The 14,026-nt window shown below is 41.9% G+C and carries 12 protein-coding genes, 1 pseudogene and 1 riboswitch; of the genes and pseudogenes, 1 reads left to right on the top strand and 12 read right to left on the bottom strand.

Annotation, left to right across the window (positions count from 1 at the left end; all coding sequences use genetic code 11):
* Positions 1-61: 61 nt before the first annotated feature.
* The 7 genes and pseudogenes from proS to metK form a co-directional block, all read right to left on the bottom strand.
* Complete coding sequence (gene proS / locus DW650_RS10540; RefSeq protein ID WP_117919934.1) at positions 62-1,501, bottom strand: proline--tRNA ligase; 1,440 nt, start codon at positions 1,499-1,501, stop codon at positions 62-64.
* Positions 1,502-1,540: 39 nt separating this feature from the next.
* A complete protein-coding gene (locus DW650_RS10535) occupies positions 1,541-2,206 on the bottom strand; it encodes an RluA family pseudouridine synthase (RefSeq protein ID WP_118209872.1) in 666 nt (221 codons plus the stop codon).
* Between the two features lie 5 nt (positions 2,207-2,211).
* Complete coding sequence (locus DW650_RS10530) at positions 2,212-2,451, bottom strand: hypothetical protein (protein ID WP_117919931.1); 240 nt, start codon at positions 2,449-2,451, stop codon at positions 2,212-2,214.
* 136 nt (positions 2,452-2,587) lie between these two features.
* Positions 2,588-3,052: pseudogene (gene fic / locus DW650_RS10525) on the bottom strand (protein adenylyltransferase Fic); the annotation flags it as partial.
* Between the two features lie 316 nt (positions 3,053-3,368).
* Complete coding sequence (locus DW650_RS10520) at positions 3,369-4,058, bottom strand: response regulator transcription factor (protein WP_117919927.1); 690 nt, start codon at positions 4,056-4,058, stop codon at positions 3,369-3,371.
* On the bottom strand, positions 4,051-5,538 hold the full coding sequence (locus tag DW650_RS10515) for a sensor histidine kinase (protein WP_117919925.1): 1,488 nt from the start codon (positions 5,536-5,538) through the stop codon (positions 4,051-4,053). Before DW650_RS10515 ends, DW650_RS10520 begins: the two co-directional genes overlap by 8 nt.
* A 226-nt stretch (positions 5,539-5,764) precedes the next feature.
* Positions 5,765-6,946: a methionine adenosyltransferase gene (metK, locus tag DW650_RS10510; protein WP_118209871.1), complete on the bottom strand. Its 1,182-nt coding sequence runs from the start codon at positions 6,944-6,946 to the stop codon at positions 5,765-5,767.
* A 101-nt stretch (positions 6,947-7,047) separates the two neighbouring features.
* Positions 7,048-7,163, bottom strand: a riboswitch (SAM riboswitch).
* Between the two features lie 209 nt (positions 7,164-7,372).
* Here metK and DW650_RS10505 point away from each other — a divergent pair.
* Positions 7,373-8,452: an HD-GYP domain-containing protein gene (locus tag DW650_RS10505; protein WP_243006755.1), complete on the top strand. Its 1,080-nt coding sequence runs from the start codon at positions 7,373-7,375 to the stop codon at positions 8,450-8,452.
* 91 nt (positions 8,453-8,543) lie between these two features.
* Here DW650_RS10505 and DW650_RS10500 read toward each other — a convergent pair whose 3' ends face one another.
* The 5 genes from DW650_RS10500 to DW650_RS10480 form a co-directional block, all read right to left on the bottom strand.
* Positions 8,544-9,284, bottom strand: coding sequence for a YoaK family protein (locus tag DW650_RS10500; RefSeq protein WP_117919921.1), 741 nt, complete (start codon positions 9,282-9,284; stop codon positions 8,544-8,546).
* A gap of 67 nt (positions 9,285-9,351) precedes the next feature.
* Entirely contained in the window at positions 9,352-10,644 is a 1,293-nt protein-coding gene (locus DW650_RS10495) for a UDP-N-acetylglucosamine 1-carboxyvinyltransferase (RefSeq protein ID WP_117919919.1), read from the bottom strand.
* 154 nt (positions 10,645-10,798) lie between these two features.
* On the bottom strand, positions 10,799-12,361 hold the full coding sequence (locus DW650_RS10490; protein WP_118209870.1) for a M23 family metallopeptidase: 1,563 nt from the start codon (positions 12,359-12,361) through the stop codon (positions 10,799-10,801).
* Positions 12,362-12,392: 31 nt separating this feature from the next.
* On the bottom strand, positions 12,393-12,905 hold the full coding sequence (locus DW650_RS10485; RefSeq protein WP_117919915.1) for a shikimate kinase: 513 nt from the start codon (positions 12,903-12,905) through the stop codon (positions 12,393-12,395).
* A 55-nt stretch (positions 12,906-12,960) separates the two neighbouring features.
* The gene (locus DW650_RS10480; protein ID WP_117919913.1) at positions 12,961-14,004 is read right to left on the bottom strand and encodes a peptidyl-prolyl cis-trans isomerase; all 1,044 of its coding nucleotides are present in this window, start codon (positions 14,002-14,004) and stop codon (positions 12,961-12,963) included.
* Positions 14,005-14,026 lie beyond the last annotated feature (22 nt).

Below are 14,026 nucleotides of genomic sequence, written 5' to 3'. Positions count from 1 at the left end.
CGTATGATTCAGCGAATCTGTCTATATTCGCTGAATCACTTTGCGGTTCTGTTTTTATTTTTTAGTATGCTTTACCCCAATATACTAATTTGTGAGCCGGTTTTCCGCAGCATACACATACATCTGAGATATGTTCCTGATCATGAAACGGCATACAGCGTGATGTCACTGCAAGATCTTCTTTGATCTTATCCTCACATGCCTGATCTCCACACCACATTGCACGGATAAAGCCCGGTTTCTCATTTGCGATTGTTGTAAACTCTTCGTAGTTATGTGCATCCCAGATATGTGCATCTCTGTGTGCCTTTGCACGCTCAAACATATCTTTCTGGATCTGCTCTAATAACTCCGGAAGTTTTGCTTCAAGCTCATCTAATGCAACCTCGATCTTCTCTCTGGTATCACGGCGCACAATCACACATTTGCCTGCTGCAATATCCTTTGGTCCAAGTTCGATACGAACCGGAATACCTCTCATCTCCTGTTCGGAGAATTTCCATCCCGGACTCTTGTCAGAATCATCAAGTTTTGCACGGCAGACTTTTCCGATACGCTCGCAGACTTCTTTTGCGGTGTCAAGCACACCATCTTTCTGCTGCTGGATCGGGATGACCATAGCCTGTACCGGAGCAATACGCGGTGGCAGCACAAGTCCTGAATCATCTCCGTGTACCATGATGATCGCACCGATCAGACGTGTTGTCATACCCCAGGATGTCTGATATACATACTGAAGTTTGTTGTCCTTATCAGTGTACTGAATGCCAAATGCTTTTGCAAATCCATTGCCAAAGTTATGGCTGGTTCCTGACTGCAATGCTTTTCCATCATGCATCAGCGCTTCGATCGTGTAAGTTGCATCTGCGCCTGCGAATTTTTCTTTTTCTGTCTTCTGTCCACGGATAACCGGCATTGCAAGTACATCCTCACAGAAATCCGCATAGACATTTAACATCTGTACGGTTCTCTGCTCTGCTTCCTCTGCAGTCGCATGTGCGGTATGTCCCTCCTGCCATAAGAACTCTCTGGAACGTAAGAACGGACGTGTTTCCTTCTCCCATCTTACAACAGAACACCACTGGTTATATACCTTTGGCAGATCACGGTAAGACTGGATAATATTTTTATAAAAATCACAGAACAATGTCTCTGAAGTCGGTCTGACACACAGACGCTCCGGAAGCTGATTTAAGCCACCGTAAGTAACCCATGCAACTTCCGGTGCAAACCCTTCCACGTGATCTTTTTCTTTCTCTAACAGACTCTCCGGGATAAACAACGGTAAATATACATTTTCAACGCCTGTCTCTTTGAAACGGCGGTCTAATTCATGCTGGATATTCTCCCAGATCGCGTAACCCGCCGGACGAAGGATCATACATCCCTTTACGGATGAATAATCGATCAGTTCCGCTTTTTTGACCACGTCTGTATACCACTGGGCAAAATCTTCCTCCATGGAAGTGATTGCCTCTACTAACTTCTTGTCCTTTGCCATGATAAATCTCCTTATTCTTTAAAAACCTTTGGATTTATTTTATGATAAACCAAAAGGCTTGTCAATTTCAAACTCCAGTTTTCTATGTGTCTTTGGATGACGGAATGCGATCTTGAAAGAACATAGTGCAAGCTGTTTTCCTGACGGGGTAATATTTTCTTTGAAATTATACTTTTTATCCCCGACGATCGGCATTCCTGCATGTGCAAGCTGTACGCGGATCTGATGATGACGTCCGGTATCAAGCTTTATTCGTAAAATGGCATTTCTCCCATTCTGCTCAATTACTTCATAGGAAAGTTTTGCATGTTTTGCCTGCAAAGTTCCTCTCTCTACCACCTCAGATGTGTTTGTCTGTCCATTCTGCAAAAGATCATCCTCTAAGGTTCCCTTTTTCTCTTCCGGCACTCCGTCCGTCATGGCATAATAGTATTTGTCTGTCAGTTTTGTTTTGATCTGACGGCTCAAATCCGCTGCTGCCTCTTTATTTTTGGCAAATACCATGACTCCTGCGACCGGCTGGTCCAGACGGTGCACCACACCGATATAAGGTGTTTCTCCTTTGGATGCCCGGTAGTTTTTAAGCAGGCTCTCCATATCCGCCTGTCCGATACGTTTTGTCTGTGTTGCCACGCCTGCCGGCTTTTTGCAGACGATAATATCTTCATCTTCATAAATAATCGCTGGCTGCATACTGTTCCTCATTTCTACTATTTGACCGGCATATTATCCACGCAGCTTACAAAATCCTCTCTCCTTGCGGACTCTTCTCCCGGCAGCGGAGTGGAACGCTTTCCGCCACTCTTGGAACATTCCTGACATACATCCGAACCAGCCGATGCTTCTGTTCTTCCAAATCTGCACTGCTCCGGGTGATCTCCGCTTGCAAGATACACACCTTCTATATTTTCTCCTGTCACTATGACAGTTGGTTTTTCATAGTTACCCATCTTTTGTTTCCTCGCTTATCCTTTATTTCATCCGGATGACTGACTTTGTCAGAGCCCGAACTTCTTTATTATATACCCTTTTACGGATCAGTGCTATCCTATTTTGGTATAAATGTGGGTGTGAACTGTAACGCTTCTATAAATCCTCAGCTTTGTATATCACATAACCTTCATAATAATAGCTATGATCTATGCCTTTCATATAAACTTTTCTATCGTCAACCTTATCTGTTAAAGCCTGTTTCAAAATATATTTTATTTCAATATCTTTGATTGGGCTTCTTTCCATTGCTAACAAATAATCTTCCTTATCTACAACACTCCAATCAATAACCTGATTCAATTCTCTTTTCAGAATTAAATCAAGCCATATCCTAGTGCTTCGACCGTTACCTTCCCGAAACGGATGAGCTATATTCATCTCAACATATTTTTCAACAATTTCATCAAATGTTGACTGTGGCATCTTCTCAACATTTTCGATTGCAGCTTGTAAATACATCACTGGAGCAAATCGAAAGTTTCCTTTTGAAATATTTACATTTCTCACTTCCCCTGCAAAATCGTATATTTCCCCAAATAAATATTTATGAATTGCCGCATTTTATTTATATTTTTCTCTTTAAAATCATAGTCTCTTCAGATTATACGCATATATCTCAACTCTATAATTTATAATTATACGCACATTGTAATTCACTTTTTGATCATACTCAAGTATTATAACCATATTTTTATGATGATAGTAATAGAATCGTTCGTAATTCTATTGATGTATCAGTATAAACTTCAAAAGAGGCGGCAAATCATTACTAATCTGCCGCCCTGACTTTTTAAATTATTTTATTCTGATATTTATGCCATTGCAGGCTCATTTTTCTTAATAATCGTCTCAACTTCATCAAAGCTCACATCAGCTATAGTTTAAAGCGGTATCCGACACCCCAAATAGTCTCTATATACTGGGGTTTATTGGTATTCATCTCAATCTTTTCCCTGATCTTTTTGATATGCACAGTCACGGTTGCGATATCTCCGATCGACTCCATATCCCAGATCTCACGGAAAAGTTCTTCCTTTGTGAACACATGGTTCGGATGCTCTGCTAAGAATGTTAAAAGATCGAACTCCTTGGTCGTAAACTGCTTTTCTTCTCCATTCACCCAGACACGTCTCGCTGTTTTATCAATACGGATGCCACGGATCTCAATGACGTCATTCTCCACGATATTGCTTCCGATCAGCCGTTCATAGCGGGCAAGATGTGCTTTGACCCGTGCGACAAGCTCACTCGGTGAAAACGGCTTTGTAATGTAATCATCTGCACCGAGTCCGAGTCCCCTGATCTTGTCAATATCATCTTTTTTGGCAGATACCATAAGTATCGGTGTATTCTTTTCTTCTCTGATCTGTTTACAGATCTCAAATCCGTCAATCCCCGGCAGCATCAGATCTAAGATATACATATCAAAATCTTCCGAGAGTGCACGTTTTAACCCGACCACCCCGTCATTCTCGATCTCAACCTCAAAACCACTTAATTCCAAATAATCTTTCTCTAAATCTGCGATTGCTACCTCGTCTTCAATAATCAAAACCTTACTCATTTGGTACCTCCTGATATTTACGAATTACAAAATACATAACTGTTCCGATGGCTTCCTTACTGGTTGCCCAGATCTTTCCACCGTGGTCTTCTATGATCTTCTTTACAATAGACAAACCGATACCGCTGCCACCGGTTGCAGAATTACGCGACGCATCCGCACGATAAAAGCGGTCAAAAATATATGGCAGATCTCTTGCAGAGATACCTCTGCCGTTGTCCTCGATCTCCACCTGGATAAAGTCACCGACATCTTTGATACGGATATTGATAAATCCCTGCTGTTTATCCAGATACTTGATGGAATTACCTATAATATTATGGATCACACGGCGGAGCTGCTCCGGATCTGCAATGATCAGAACATTTTCATCCACATAATTAAAATAAGCAAGCCTGATATTTCTTGTCTCGAGGTCAAGCCCGATCTCCTCTACGCAGTCATTAAAATATTCTGATACGTTAATTTTTGCAAAATTATATGGAATACGATTTGTATCAATTTTAGCATACAATGTCAACTCATTTAAAAGTGTATCCATTTCGTTTGCCTTATTATAGATCGTGCGGATATATTTATCCCGTTTCTCCGGTGTATCAGCTACACCATCCATAAGTCCTTCCGCATATCCCTTTACTGCTGTGATCGGTGTCTTTAAATCATGCGCAATATTACTGATCAGTGTCTTATTTTCTTTTTCACCCTCGATCTTTTCCTCCGCATTGTCTTTTAAGCGCAGACGCATCTCCTCAAACGATCTGCAGAGTTCACCGATCTCATCCTTGCTGTCCGATTCCACGGAGAAATCAAGATTACCATCTTTGATATTCTGTGCTGCCGTCTGCAGTTTTCTGATCGGATTGATCATGCTCGTATACATCCAGATGGTTAACATTGTCGCTGTCAGCACTAGAATGAGAATAATGGAAACTAATACATCAATGAGCAGTTTCTTTACCTCAGGAACAGTCTCCTCTAAAATTGTAACGATAAATGCACTTCCCGCACTTCCATCCTGAAACTGGAAATCGATCTGCTTGATCAGCACCTGTTCATCACCGTCAATGTAAGTTCCGGCATCCTCATCTTTCACAGTATCCCCATAGGATGGCAGCTGTGTCAGAAGTGAAATACTTGCATCCTCGCCAATGTAAATCAGCTCCTTATCTTTTCTTACGATCAGATAGGAACTCTTCTCCTCTAAAGTCTGATTAAGTTCATCTAAATAATCCTGATCTTCCAGTCGCGCCGGATCATCCTTCGCCGTATCCTTCAGTTCTTTGAAACATTCTTTGGTAAAGCGGCTCAGGAGCTGCATGGAATTTGAAAAATAACTATAATTATTTTCCGTGATCCCATAAGTCTGCTCAATCGCTTTTACCTGGATACGCTGAAAACTGAAAAGTGCCGCCATCATCAGCACGATCGGGACAAAAATAATAATACAAAAAGAAATAATAATTTTGGATTTCAGTTTCATTGTAATCTCCCTGCCATAAAAAATGGTCATAAAAGCATCTTTATGATTTCATAAAAATACCTTTATGACCTATTATAACATGAAAAATTACAAATCCCATTTATTTTATATAAAATTGTCTAAACTTTTTGTGAAACCGGATCTGTCTTTTCACTTAAAATCTTCGAGGAAATTTATTTCGAGGAAATTTATTTCGAGGAAATTTATTTCAAGGAAATTTATTTCCTTATAGATATTTCTTTAATGTATCAGCCTTATCAACTGCCTCCCACGGAAGGTCTAAGTCTGTACGTCCGAAATGTCCGTAAGCTGCTGTTCCACGGTAGATCGGTCTTCTTAAGTCAAGCATCTTGATGATACCTGCCGGACGAAGGTCGAAGTTCTCACGAATGATCTCAACTAACTTCTCATCGGATAATTTACCTGTTCCAAAAGTATCTACCATAACGGATGTCGGCTGTGCAACACCGATCGCATAGGATAACTGGATCTCACATTTCTCTGCAAGACCTGCTGCTACGATGTTCTTTGCAACGTAACGTGCTGCATATGCTGCAGAACGGTCAACCTTTGTGCAGTCTTTTCCAGAGAAAGCTCCTCCGCCATGACGTGCATATCCGCCGTAAGTGTCTACGATGATCTTACGTCCTGTTAAACCTGCATCTCCGTGTGGTCCGCCGATTACAAAACGTCCGGTCGGGTTAATGAAGAACTTGGTATCTGCATCGATCATATCTTCCGGAAGGATCGGATCGAAAACATATTTTTTGATGTCTGCATGAATCTGCTCCTGTGTTACATCATCATCATGCTGGGTAGATAATACAACTGCCTCAAGACGTATCGGTTTTCCTGCCTCATCATACTCTACGGAAACCTGTGTTTTTCCGTCCGGTCTTAAGTAGGTTAATGTACCGTCTTTTCTTACTTTTGTTAACTGTAATGCCAGTTTGTGTGCTAAAGAGATCGGATATGGCATTAACTCCGGTGTCTCGTTGGTTGCATAACCAAACATCATACCCTGATCACCAGCTCCGGTATCAAGATCATCTGTCAGGGCACCCTCTTTTGCTTCTAATGCTTTATCAACACCCATTGCAATATCCGGTGACTGCTGGTCAAGTGCTACCATAACTGCACATGTATTTCCGTCAAATCCTGTCTTGGCATCGTTGTAACCGATCTCATTTACCGTTTTACGAACGATTGCCGGGATATCTAACTGTGCTTTTGTGGTGATCTCTCCGGTTACTAAAACGAAACCTGTACAGCTTGCGGTTTCACATGCAACACGGCTCATTGGATCTTCTGCCATACATGCATCTAAGATTGCGTCAGAGATTGCATCGCAGACTTTGTCAGGATGTCCTTCTGTTACGGATTCTGATGTAAATAATCTTTTTTCCATTCTTTTGCTCCTTTTTCTGATAGTGTTTTTTGCGTTTTCGCAAAAAAAATCCACTTGCGAAAAACAAGTGGAAGTGATATCTGTAAATCAATCATCAAATCCTCTTATTGTTCGAACATATATACTGTAACGTACAATTCGCTCAGGTTGGCACCTTCCGTAGAGGGGTTGCCGTGACTTCACAGATCCTTTGTATCTCCATCACTCTGAATAAGAAAATTCTAAAAGTTATTAAGTTATAAAACTCACAGTGACTAACATACACCTGTTTTTCTAAAATGTCAAGGTATAATTTCTTAACCTTTTGCACAAACCCGATTGACTTTCAAATATGAAAATTCTATACTATACTTAATTATAAACGTACATATAATAGAATGCATGTTCTGCGGACATTCTGTTATCATGAATGAAATGGGGTTTTTTATGAAAAAGGTAACAGTCAACAAACTTGAACCCGGCATGATTACTGCCGAACAGATTCTGACAAAGAACGGACAGATGATCGTTGATAAAGGTGTCACACTTACAAGACCACTTATCATGCGTCTTTCTTTTTACTGTGTTTTAGAGGTCGGTATTGAAGATCCGGATGAACCAAAAGAACCGGAAACACCACATTTTATTCCGGCTTATTCCCAGAAGGTAAAAGCCTCGAAAGAATTTCAGACATTCCAGTTTGATCATTCTTTCGTATTGAACTCCTTAAAGTCTTCCATGGAAGGCTATGTTTTTCATGATCAGCCGCTTGACACAAATGATCTTCTTGACCAGACAGTTAAACTGTTTAATTCCTGTAAAACATCACTTGAGCTTTTTGATATGCTGCACAATATGCGTGCTTACGATGACAGCACTTATGCACATTCTTTAAATGTAGCTCTGATCTGCCGGCGTATCGGTAAATGGCTGAAAGTAGATGCTGACACTTTAGACACTTTAACACTCTGTGGTCTTTTGCATGATATCGGGAAATTAAAGATCCCGGATGATATTTTAAATAAACCAGGCAAATATACAGACGAAGAATTTGATCTCGTCAAAAGACATACAAAATTTGGCTATGAATTATTAAAACCGCTGCAGATCGATCCTCATATTAAAAAAGCTGCCCTGCTTCATCATGAGCGTTGTGATGGATCCGGTTATCCGCTGAAAGCGACCCAGAAAGACTTAGATGACTGCTCAATGATCGTTGCGATCGCTGATGTTTATGATGCCATGACTGCTGCAAGATCTTACCGTGCTCCTCTTTGTCCATTTCAGGTCATTGAGCGTTTTGAACAGGAAGGTCTTCAGAAGTATAAGCCAAAGTTCATCCTGACTTTTTTACAGCATATCGCATCCACTTATCAGAACAACCGTGTTCTTTTAAGTAACGGGCAGAGTGCCAATATCGTTATGTTAAACCAGCAGCATCTTGCAAGACCGATCGTACAGTTGAACGATAACTCCTGCATTGATTTGTCTACACGTCTTGATCTGCATATCCAGAGTATTCTGTAAGCGGACTGATTGCTGTAGATAGAATCCACTATTTTTCGGATATACCTGCAGTTTCAAAAAGAAGCGCTCAAAGAGGCTCCTTAGAAAACGATCATATTTTCTGATCGTTTTCTAACAGAACTGCCTCTTCGAGCGCTTCTTCTGCTTCCTCTTCGATTTCTTCCGGTGTTCCATTCAAAACCGGTATCTTTCCAATATGCATAAACACACGTGCGGCAATCAACGGAACAAATCCCACAAATGCGCCATACACACCATATGCATAGACAGACACACATCCGATACATGCACCTGCAAAAAAAGAAAGTACTGTCATGGTATACATGATTCCTTTTCTGCGAAATTCCGGATCCTTTGTCAATATGTACTGTGTCCATGCAAGCAGCGACTGCTTAAAATTATTCGTGGTAAAAATGCTTGCGCTGTTATACCCGGATGCACCGGAATAACTTCCCCACTGGAATGCCGAACAGAAAAATATCGGATAAAGACTCACAACCGCAGACATTCCCTCCGGCATGACCGCTGTTGCGGTAAGTCCTGCCGCATCTACCCAGAGTACCAGCCTTCGCATATCCAGTCTGGTAAAATTCGTCAGCAGATAGGAGATAACGATCGCACTGCCAAAAATAAGAAATGCCAGAAATCTTATTCCCACTTCTGCAAAATCTTTACCGGTAAGTGCCGCTGCCATCTCCATAACGTTTCCGGTCTGTGCAGATCCAAAATTTCCTGCATGCAGCAATATCGCATAAGTTCCAAGGAATCCACCAACCAGCGTGAGATTCCAGTGAAGTATCATATCCAGTTCTTTTTGAAATATTTTTCTCATCTTTATCCTCATTTCCTATGAACCAAAAAAAGACGTCTCCTATACCCGGAAACGCCCTTCTCTACTCCTAAGATACTTTCAGTGTAAACTTCTGAATCTCTTTCTCTGTACTTACTTTCTCGATCACAGCCCCCAGTGATGCGAGTTTTTTCTCAAATTCTTCATATCCACGTTCAATATAGTAGATATCATCTACCACTGTGATTCCTTCTGCTGCCAGCCCTGCGATCACAAGAGCCGCTCCCGCCCGCAGATCCGGTGCATTAACACGTGCTCCGGTATAATTGTCAACTCCGCCGATGATCGCTATATTGCTCTCGACTTTAAAATTGGCACCCATGCGCGCAAGCTCGCCCACATATTTAAAACGATTTTCAAAAATGCTTTCCGTAACGGTACTCGTACCCTCTGAAATACCTAATACCACTGCGATCTGTGGCTGCATATCCGTTGGAAATCCCGGATACGGAAGCGTTGTAACCTGTGTATGATGCAATGGTTTTGAAGATACCACGCGTACCGCATCATCAAACTCCTCCACCTCACATCCGATCTCAAGCAGTTTTGCGCTGATCGCTTCTAAGTGCTTCGGAATTACATTTTTTACTGTAATATCTCCCTTTGTGGCTGCTGCAGCAAGCATAAATGTTCCGGCTTCAATCTGATCCGGAATGATAGAATACTCTGTTTTATGCAGCTTCTCCACTCCGACGATACGGATCACATCCGTACCTGCACCTCTGATATTAGCACCCATGCTGTTTAAAAAGTTGGCTGCATCTACAACATGAGGTTCCTTTGCAGCATTTTCCAAAGTTGTTTTTCCCTCTGCCATGGCTGCTGCCATCATAATGTTAATCGTTGCACCGACAGATACCTTATCCAGATATATATGCGTTCCTTTTAACTGCTTTGCATCTGCAACCACAAGACCATGCCGGATATCTACTGTCGCACCTAATGCACGGAATCCTTTCAGATGAAGGTCAAACGGACGGCTTCCGATATCACAGCCACCCGGAAGAGCTACCTCTGCATGTTTATACTTGCCAAGGAGAGCTCCAAGCAGATAATAGGATGCCCTTATCTTACGGATATATTCATTGTCCACAACCAGATTGTGAATAAATGATCCGTTCATTTTCACCGTATGTGTATCCAGTCTGTCTACCTTCGCTCCGATATCACTGATCGCATTTAACAGCACATTGATATCTCTGACATTTGGTAAATTTTCTATTGTAACGGTCTCATCCGTCATGACTGCCGCAGAAATGATGGCAAGCGCAGCATTTTTTGCCCCGCCGATTTCCACTTCACCGACTAACGGATTGCCTCCTTTAATGACATATTGTTCCATATCACACCTCTATGAACCTTTTCATACAAACACATAATTATAGTTGCTATTATGTGCTTTTGTCAAGAATTATATCACAGTTTCAATTTTGTTGTAAATATGCAGATATTCCCAAAAAAATCTGCATTTCCACACACTTTACATTCAATTTTTATCAGTTACTGATATACTTCAGTGGATTAACTGCTGCGCCTCCGATATAGATTTCAAAATGCACATGCGGTCCTGTGGAGCGTCCGGTGCTTCCACTCAGTGCGATCGGTTCTCCCTGCTCTACTTTCTGGCCAACTTTCACTAACAGTTTACTGTTATGTGCATAACGTGTCAGTCTTCCATCTGCATGGCTGATCACGACATTGTTACCGTATCCTCCATTATAAGAAGCCTGGATCACAGTTCCGGCACAGGACGCATACACGGTTGTTCCAACCGGGCATGCCCAGTCCACACCTTTATGCATTCTTCCCCAGCGTCTTCCGAATCCCGATGTAAATCTTCCTCCGGCAATCGGTTTGATGTATGTCGGTGGTACGATCGTTCCCCGTTCCACAACTGCTGCCTTCGCTGCCGTCATGATTTTCTGGTGTGCCAGCTCCCTGCTTACCTCAGAGCCGTTTTCATATACGACGATATCATTTCTCTCACGATGTCCTGACACACCTTCTTCTATAACTTCCTCCTGATTGGTATACCAGGAATCATTTTCCATAATGACAGGTTCTTCCTCATAATCTTCCTCGTAAACTTCCCCTACAGTCAGCCTGATCTTTAAATCCGGTTCCGGAACCGCAATGATAAGCTCCTGTCCTTCTCGCAGTGCGTCTGCATTTTCGAGTCCGTTTAATGCCATAATATCCGTAACTTTTGTGTCATGGTCAAGTGCGATCACAGAGAGACAGTCACCACTCTCTACTACATATATTTTATTCGATTCTTTCTCTTTTGTTACTTCCGCAGCAGCATCACCCGGATTAGTAAATGCATCCGGCTGCACGTAATTTTCATAAACCTCAACATTTTCCACAAATGCCATGTCAAGGACACCTGTTTCATAAAAATCCGCCGCATCCGACGTCACAGCATCCAAAAGCTGTGTTGCCGACTCTAATGAGACACCTGCAAGCGATGATGCCTGTATATCCTGTGTTTCTTTTTCCCCTTCTTTTGCCAAATCGGCTTCGCTTTCTTTTTGTTTCAGATCCGCCGTTAATATTCCGTCAATCTGTCCTTCCAACGACTGGTATGTAACTGTATACGCATCTTCTTCATCCGCTTTTTTTCTGACCTGGTTCAAAAAATCCGTCACTTCATCGATTGTTGTAAAATTCCCACGGTAGGAACCGATCGCAACTGTATATGCACGCTCTCTGCTCTCAATCGTCTTTTCTGACAGCACATTTTTCAGTTGCTCTTCTAATGCTTCTTTCTTTTCCAGATGCACAAACGGCTTCTTTTCTGTCTTTACTGACCATTCATAATCCATACACAGACGTTTTTCTGACTCTGCTGCCAGTTCTCTTCTTGCCTTCCGGATTGCCTCCTTCACATCGACATTTTCTGCCACATAACCGACAAATATTCCATCTATATACACACTCTGATAACTCTGTCCTAATGCCGTCTGCTGCGTCAGTGCACCTCCCGCCAATATTATAAGAAATCCACCGGTAACGATCATTCCAGACAATAGTTTTTTATCTTTTAATCTTTTGTTCATCTTCTGACTCTTTCATTCCATTGATGTGATTTTACAAAGATTCTTTTTGGATCTGTGCCACAATCTTCTCGATCGTCTGTTCCACATTCAGACCATTCTCTGCAATCGTAATGTCTGCATATTTTTCATACAGTACAATTCTCTCATCATACAGATCTTTTAAAGTCTGTCCATCTTTTAAAACAACGCCCCTGCCTTTAATATCCGACAGTCTGCGGCTGATTCCTGTATAATCTAATTTTAAATAGATCACAGTTCCGATCTGCTTTAAATGCTCCATTGCCTCTTTTCCATATACAACACTTCCTCCGGTGGCAATGACTGAATGATGTGCTTCTATTTCACTGTTAATACGGTTTTCGACCGCAATAAATCCGTCAGGTCCTTCTTCTGCAATGATCTCGCGCAGCAGCTTTCCCTCTTTTTCCTGAATAACCAGATCTGCATCTACAAACTGATAGCCTAATACCTTTGCCAATATGACTCCCACGGTGCTTTTTCCGACACCAGGCATTCCGATCAGTACAATATTTTCTTTCTCCATCTGTTTTCTCCCACTATAAAAAACGTCGAAAGACTGTGCTTTCGACGTTCTCTTTTTACTCTGTTGCCTGCTCCGTCGTGCTTTCTGTCTCTGTATCTTTTATAGTTGTAAACAGGTTATCAAAATTCACGTCATCCCAGACTTTTTCTTTCACTGCCCACTCGATTCCTTCTTTCCATCCATCGAGCGTCTCATTATACAGATCATCTTTGCGCTGCTCAATAATGCTCTGGCGTGTCTCCTCTGTCGCATCCGCATCCACTTCTTTATCGAGACGTGCCACAAAATAAGAGCTGTCACCCTCGATCAGATCTGTCACTTCGCCTTCTTTTAAATCTTTCAGTGCCGCTAAAAGTTTCTCATCCACAGAATCATCTTCCTGTGTAAACGTGCCGGTACTTACTGTATAGCCTGCATCCTCTGCTGCTGCATCAAGACCGTCTTCCTTTGCTGCCTTTGCAAAATCAGCCACCTTTGCTGCAAGCTCCTCTTTCTCCTCATCCGTATAATCTACGGTATTGCCGCTCTCATCCCTATGTGTCGTCTTAGAAACACCTACATAACTATATGCGCCTGTTTTTGCTTCCTCATCCGTTACATTAGTGTCTGCATCCGCAACGATCGCTGCTTTCATTTTGCTCTGGATCGTCTCTAATGTAAGATATTCTTCCACGATTTCCTGCGTTGCACCGAGTGCCTTTATCGCATCTTTACTGTTATCTTCCATAAACTGTGTTGCAGCTGCGGTGATCGCCGCTTTCTCATCATCTGTAATGCTGACATTATACTCATCCATATGAAGCTGCAGCACGTACATATCTTCTAAAGAATCCATCACACTGTCTTTAAAATTATCCTGTCCGGTCGTTCCATTTCCATACAGATCAGATGTCCAGACATTTTTTCCAAAATATGCGGTATAAAAATCATCTGCTCCCGCCTGCCCAAATCTTGCTGCAAAGTTTGCGATTCCAAGTGTTACCGGCTCTCCATTTAAAGTTGCCACTGTTTTATCTTTATTGACTCCGCCACAGCCTGTAAGTACAGATAAAGCCATAGCGCCACTTAACAATAATGCGGTAATTTTTCTGCTGTTCATATATTCCTCCCAGTGCCCTCTT

The organism is Roseburia sp. AM23-20 (assembly GCF_003470905.1).
GTDB classification, from domain to species: Bacteria; Bacillota; Clostridia; order Lachnospirales; family Lachnospiraceae; genus Roseburia; species Roseburia rectibacter.
Note: the sequence above shows the minus strand (reverse complement) of the source record. Positions and strands in the feature narration are given on the sequence as shown.